This window comes from Nocardiopsis lucentensis DSM 44048, assembly GCF_000341125.1.
GTDB lineage: Bacteria > Actinomycetota > Actinomycetes > Streptosporangiales > Streptosporangiaceae > Nocardiopsis > Nocardiopsis lucentensis.
Map to the genome: position 1 here is coordinate 1 of NZ_ANBC01000200.1, position 4,816 is coordinate 4,816.

General features: G+C 73.6%; 6 protein-coding genes and 1 pseudogene. 1 reads left to right on the forward strand and 6 read right to left on the reverse strand.

All coding sequences use genetic code 11. The features are described 5' to 3' along the window. From D471_RS0106570 to D471_RS0106580, 3 genes are all read right to left on the reverse strand, one after another. On the reverse strand, window positions 1–853 hold an 853-nt coding region (locus D471_RS0106570), incomplete at its 3' end, for a tetratricopeptide repeat protein (RefSeq protein WP_026127477.1). 285 nt (window positions 854–1,138) lie between these two features. Beyond that, window positions 1,139–1,561, reverse strand: coding sequence for a hypothetical protein (locus D471_RS0106575; RefSeq protein WP_017597888.1), 423 nt, complete (start codon window positions 1,559–1,561; stop codon window positions 1,139–1,141). Beyond that, complete coding sequence (locus D471_RS0106580) at window positions 1,558–2,091, reverse strand: RNA polymerase sigma factor (protein ID WP_026127478.1); 534 nt, start codon at window positions 2,089–2,091, stop codon at window positions 1,558–1,560. The genes D471_RS0106575 and D471_RS0106580 overlap by 4 nt, the downstream gene beginning before the upstream one ends. A gap of 409 nt (window positions 2,092–2,500) precedes the next feature. Here D471_RS0106580 and D471_RS0106585 point away from each other — a divergent pair, with 409 nt between their 5' ends. Then, a complete protein-coding gene (locus D471_RS0106585) occupies window positions 2,501–2,995 on the forward strand; it encodes a DUF3145 domain-containing protein (RefSeq protein ID WP_026127479.1) in 495 nt (164 codons plus the stop codon). A 312-nt stretch (window positions 2,996–3,307) separates the two neighbouring features. Here D471_RS0106585 and D471_RS0106595 read toward each other — a convergent pair whose 3' ends face one another. The 3 genes and pseudogenes from D471_RS0106595 to D471_RS41645 form a co-directional block, all read right to left on the reverse strand. After that, a complete protein-coding gene (locus tag D471_RS0106595) occupies window positions 3,308–3,745 on the reverse strand; it encodes a DUF1707 SHOCT-like domain-containing protein (protein ID WP_017597892.1) in 438 nt (145 codons plus the stop codon). A 156-nt stretch (window positions 3,746–3,901) separates the two neighbouring features. Continuing rightward, window positions 3,902–4,672 (reverse strand): 3'(2'),5'-bisphosphate nucleotidase CysQ family protein, encoded by a 771-nt coding sequence (locus tag D471_RS0106600; protein WP_083924145.1) that lies wholly within the window; start codon window positions 4,670–4,672, stop codon window positions 3,902–3,904. Window positions 4,673–4,686: 14 nt separating this feature from the next. After that, window positions 4,687–4,816 (reverse strand): annotated as a pseudogene (locus tag D471_RS41645) (ATP-grasp domain-containing protein); the annotation flags it as partial.

Genomic DNA, 4,816 nt, shown 5'->3' on the forward strand with positions numbered 1-4,816 from the left:
GGCCGGGGGTGGGCGCGGTCCCTCGCTCCAGGACGTCCAGGGCCCGCCGAGGGGCGGCCCGCCCGTGGGACGGCGCGGACGGGGCGGCGAGGGGGATCCGGATGCGCAGACCGTTCCTGGCCCGGCCGACCGGGGTCGATCCCGGAACCGCGCTCGCGGTCGCGCGCGGACTCGTCCGCGTGGGCCGGGCGGGGGCGAGGGTGATGCGTTCGAGACGGGCCGCCAGCCGGTACCACAGCGATCCCGGTCCGAACGTGCCCCGCACCTTCCGCGTGAGTTCGCCCGCGCGTTGGCGGTCCCCCTCCAGGAAACGCAGTTTGGCCTCCACGAGCAGGGCGGTCGCGGAGGTCGAGCCGTCTTCGACGCACGGCCCCTCGTCAAGGGTGGCGGCGGCCTCCTCGACCAGCCCCTCCGACAGCAGGGCCTCGGCCAGGTCCACGTGCAGGGCCTCGCGTCGCGCGGCCGGCAGACGGGGGAGCAGGCCCAGGAAGGTGTCGATGGCCGTGACGGTGTCGCCCCGGTAGAGGGCGAGGCACCCCTGGTTGTGCCGCGCGACCAGGCCCATGAGCGGGAGCCCGCGTTCGCTGGTGAGCGTGTGCGCCTCGGCGAGGTGGTCCTCGGCCTGGCCGAAACGGCCGCACATGGTCTGGGCCAACCCCAGGTTGACCAGGACTCCCGGAAGGACCGGCGCGTCCTCGGCGACGGGGTGGCCGCGCAGGCGGCGGTGGGTGTCGGTGAGGAGGTCGGCCGTGGTCTCGAACAGGCCGCTGCGTGCCAGCCGCACCCCGCGCCTGACCCGGGCCAGGAGGTGGCGGCCGGACGGTGGGTCGGACCGGTGGACGTTGGAGGTCACGTGTGCGCGCCGCCTTTCGCGAGGGGGTGGCTCGGGCCCGGTGCGCCGCGGGAACCGCTCGGAACCACTGATAGCAGCGGGCGGGCGTGCGGGGGAGCCCTGGCGGACAACCTGTGGAAAAGGGCCGGGGGCGAACGCGGACGAACGGGGTGAAGGCGGGTGCACCGCACCGGGTTCGTGTGTGTTCCGAACCCGCATTCGGAGTGTCCTGTTCTGTGGCGGCCGGTGCGTGACAGACGCCCTCGGAGTGCCCGGTCTCCGGGCCGCCCATCGCTCCGTCGGGGCTCAGACGGCGAACCAGCCCGTGACGAGCGGGGGGTGGCCCGTCCGGTGCAGGGCGAGGCTGAGCGGCCCACGCCGGAGTCCGGACACGGAGAAGCGGCCGTCGGCGCCGACGCGGAGGCGATCGGCGGAGCCCGGGTACCGGATGTCCACGGTGGCGAACGCGAAGTCCCCGGTGACCAGTCCGGACAGGGAGCGGTGTGTGTCGTGGACACGGATCCTCAGGTCCAGGGCGAGGTCACCGTGGTCGAACCGCAGTGTGGTCAGCAGGGCACCGTCGGTGCCGCGCGCGTCCTCGGGGACCGGCGGTGTCTGGAGTGTGAGCTCGGCGAGGTCGGCGGTGTCGTCGCGGCGGTCGAAGGCGGCCAGGGCCGCGTCCCGGCCGGCCGTGGCCCACGGGGGGAGGCGGTCGGTGGGTTTCCTCAACGCGGGTCCTCCAGGATGCGGCGGAGCCGGCGCCTGACACGGCGGCGCTGGTTGGCGTCGACGCGGGGGCCGTCGTGGGCGTTCGGGTCGCGCGGGGTGTCGTCGAGGAGGCTCAGGGCCACGATCCGGTCCTGTGGGGACAGATGGCGGATCGCCCTGTGCAGTTCCTCGTGCCGCTCCCGATCCAGGTATTGGGATTCGAGGTCGGGGCCCTCGGGGAAGGGGAGGCGGGTGAGGACGTCCGGGGCGACCGGGCTCTGCCGTGCGCCGTGGCGGCGCTGGCGGGCGCACACGTCGTTGGTGACGCGGCGCAGCCAGGCGCGGAGCCGGTCGGGGGAGCGGAGCCGCGGCAGGTGTTGGTTGAGGGTGAGCCACACGGTTTGGACCGCGTCCTCGCGGTCGGGGGCGGGGAGGCGGTAGGAGCGGGCGATCGCGTTCACGAGGGGCAGGTGGCGGTCGACGATACCCTCCCACGCCCGCGGGTCGCCCTCCCGCGCGCCTCGGACGAGGTCGGCGTCGCTGGGTTCCAGAACGGGGGGATCGGCGGATTCGGAAGGTGCGGGATCAGCGGATTCGGAAGGCGCGGGGTCGGTGGATTCCGGGGTGGAAGTGGCCGGAACCGGCAAGGCGGAAGGGGTTTCGTTCCCGGTATCGGTCCACAGCACTGTGCCCCGGGAGCAAGAGGGGCTGCTCATGCCCTCGTACGGCTGGTCTGGCACACCCGCCCCCACTATGATCAGACTCCCTGTCCGCTCCGGGTGTCACGCTAGTCCCTGGGTGCCCTGGGCGCGGTGGGAACACCGCAAATCCCGGTGTTACCGCTGGTACCCAGAGAGCCCTTAGGGCACAATGGGGCGAAAGGTGTTCAGGCGGGTCTGCAACCTTCTCGTGAAGTACGAGGGCGTCGGGGAAGCGCACTCGTTCGTATCAGGAGGTTCGGTGTCCGCACGTGGCGTCTTGTACGTCCACTCAGCGCCCGCGGCGCTGTGCCCACACGTCGAGTGGGCGGTCGCGGGCGTCGTTGGCGTACCCGTGAAACTCGACTGGGTCGCGCAGCCGGCGGCCCCCGGCCACCACCGCGCCGAGCTGAACTGGCAGGGCCGACCGGGGACCGCGGGTGAGGTGGCCTCGGCGCTGAACTCGTGGCAGCGCCTGCGCTTCGAGGTGACCGAGGAGGGGTCGCCCGGGTGTGACGGCGTGCGCTACAGCTACACGCCGTCCTTGGGGATGTTCACCGCGATCACCAGCGCCGCGGGCGAGGTACTCGTGCCCGAGGGGCGCTTGCGCGACGCGATGGCGCGATCCGCGGCGGGCGGCGCCGACCTGGCCGCGGAGATCGAACACCTCATGGGGCGGGCCTGGGACGAGGAGCTGGAGCCGTTCCGGTACGCGGGCGACGGAGCCCCGGTCCGCTGGCTCCACGCGGTGGGCTGAGGCGGCCAGGGCCGGGACCGCGACATCCGGGGCGGTGCGCGACAGGGACGCCCGGGGGACCTGAGAACGCCTGGAGGGCCTGAGGGCGCGCGGTGGGTTGAGGACACGACGAGGCGGGTGGGGATCGAGAACCCCCTTATCTAGGGTCTCCCGTCGTGTGGTGCTCGACAAGGTGCTTCCTCGGGGCTGTGGACGAGCCACGGATCCCGGTGCGGTGGCCCGAGGCCGGGACCGGCGGGGGCGCGGAGCAGGGCCGGGACCGCCTCGAAGGGGCCGCGGTGTGACCGGTCCGGTTCGCCAGTGCCCGGAACCTCAGCGCGGCCCGTCCTCGCCGGGCCAGATGGTGGCCGCGACCAGCACGGCCCCCCAGACACCCAACGGCACCAGCGGCCAGTACGGTACGAGTTCACCCGCCGTCAGGCTCACCACCGCCCACACGGCGGTGAGGACGGCCGCGACGCCCGCCCACCACCGCCACTCGTCGCCCCACTCGCGCACCGGCACGGTCGGGGCAAGGTCCCCGGCGGCGGAACCGTGCTCCCGGCGCGGGTCCGAGGCGGGGCCCGGCTCCGGTCGCGAGCCCTCGGGGCGGGGGAGGTCCGTGGTCAGCGACCACAGCTCCCCGACCAGCACCGAGGACAGGGCCAGGCCCACCCGGCGGTCGTACTCCTCCAGGTCCAGGCGACCCTCCACGAACGCGACGGTGAGGTGGTCGACCGTACGGTCGCGTTCGGCGTCCGAGGCGCGCATCTGGTGCGGAGGCAGACGTCGGTGCCCCACTTCCCACCCCCAGCAAGCGCGGTTGGTGACCACACCATACGCGCCGTGTCGGATGCGGGGAAGGGCGCTGCGGGGCCGGTTCGCGGTTTCCCTCAGGTCTCTCCTGATGTCTGATGTCCGCGCAGGTCAGGACGTTAACCAGCGGATGACGGCGAGGGCCGTCGCGGGGTCGGCGGCGCCCACCAGGCCCGTGTGCTCGTAGCTCCCCCGGTAACCGAACCCGGACCCGTCCAGCCGGGTGACCCGGCCCCCCGCCTCCTCCAGCACGAGTGAGGGCGCGGCCACGTCCCAGTCGCGCACGGGTACGTCCTTGACGAACAGATGCGCCGACCCCTCGGCCACCCTGCACAGCTTCAGCGCTATGCTGCCGCTCTCCAGGTAGCCGCCGTACCCGAAGTGGTCGTAGATCCGCCGGGCGATCCCCCGGGGCTCGGGCGTGTTGTCGGTGAGCACACCCGTCCCGGGTGGCGCCTGCGTGCCCTCGGTCAGGAGCCGGCCGTTCCGCCGGGCGCCCCGGCCCCGGACGGCCGTGTACAGCGTCGCGGTCTCCGGGGCGAACACGGCCGCCACCTCGGGTCGGCCGTCGACCACCAGGGCGGCCTGGGTGACGTAGCCCGGGAACCCGTGGGTGTAGCTGGCGGTCCCGTCGATGGGGTCGATCAACCAGTAGCGCGGCGGCCGTTCCCGGACCAGCGACGCCGGGTCCTCCTCGCTCACCACGGGGACCTCCCGGTCGATCGCCGACAGCCGCTCGGACAGCGCGCGGTGCGCCATGGCATCGGCCCGTGCCTTGAACTGGCTCCCCTCCCAGACACCGCCGAGCGCGTCGGGGTCGGTGCGCCACTCCTTGAGCAGGGCGCCGACCTCCGTGACCGCCGCCGTGGCCGCCTCCGCCATCGGGTGCGCGCCGTTCACCGGGACACCGTCCCGGCCGCCTCGGGAGCGGGGGACAGGCCGTGCGAGGTGAACTCCTCCTCGCTGATGAACTCGTCCGTCCACCGCCGTACCATCGCCACGCCCTCCCGCCACGTGTCGGTCAGC

What these genes read in the sequence shown, in the direction of transcription:
- D471_RS0106595 (WP_017597892.1), bottom strand. Translation starts at nt 3,745, where the DNA reads ATGCGCGCCTCGGACGCCGAACGCGACCGTACGGTCGACCACCTCACC.
- D471_RS0106600 (WP_083924145.1), bottom strand. Translation starts at nt 4,672, where the DNA reads ATGGCGGAGGCGGCCACGGCGGCGGTCACGGAGGTCGGCGCCCTGCTC.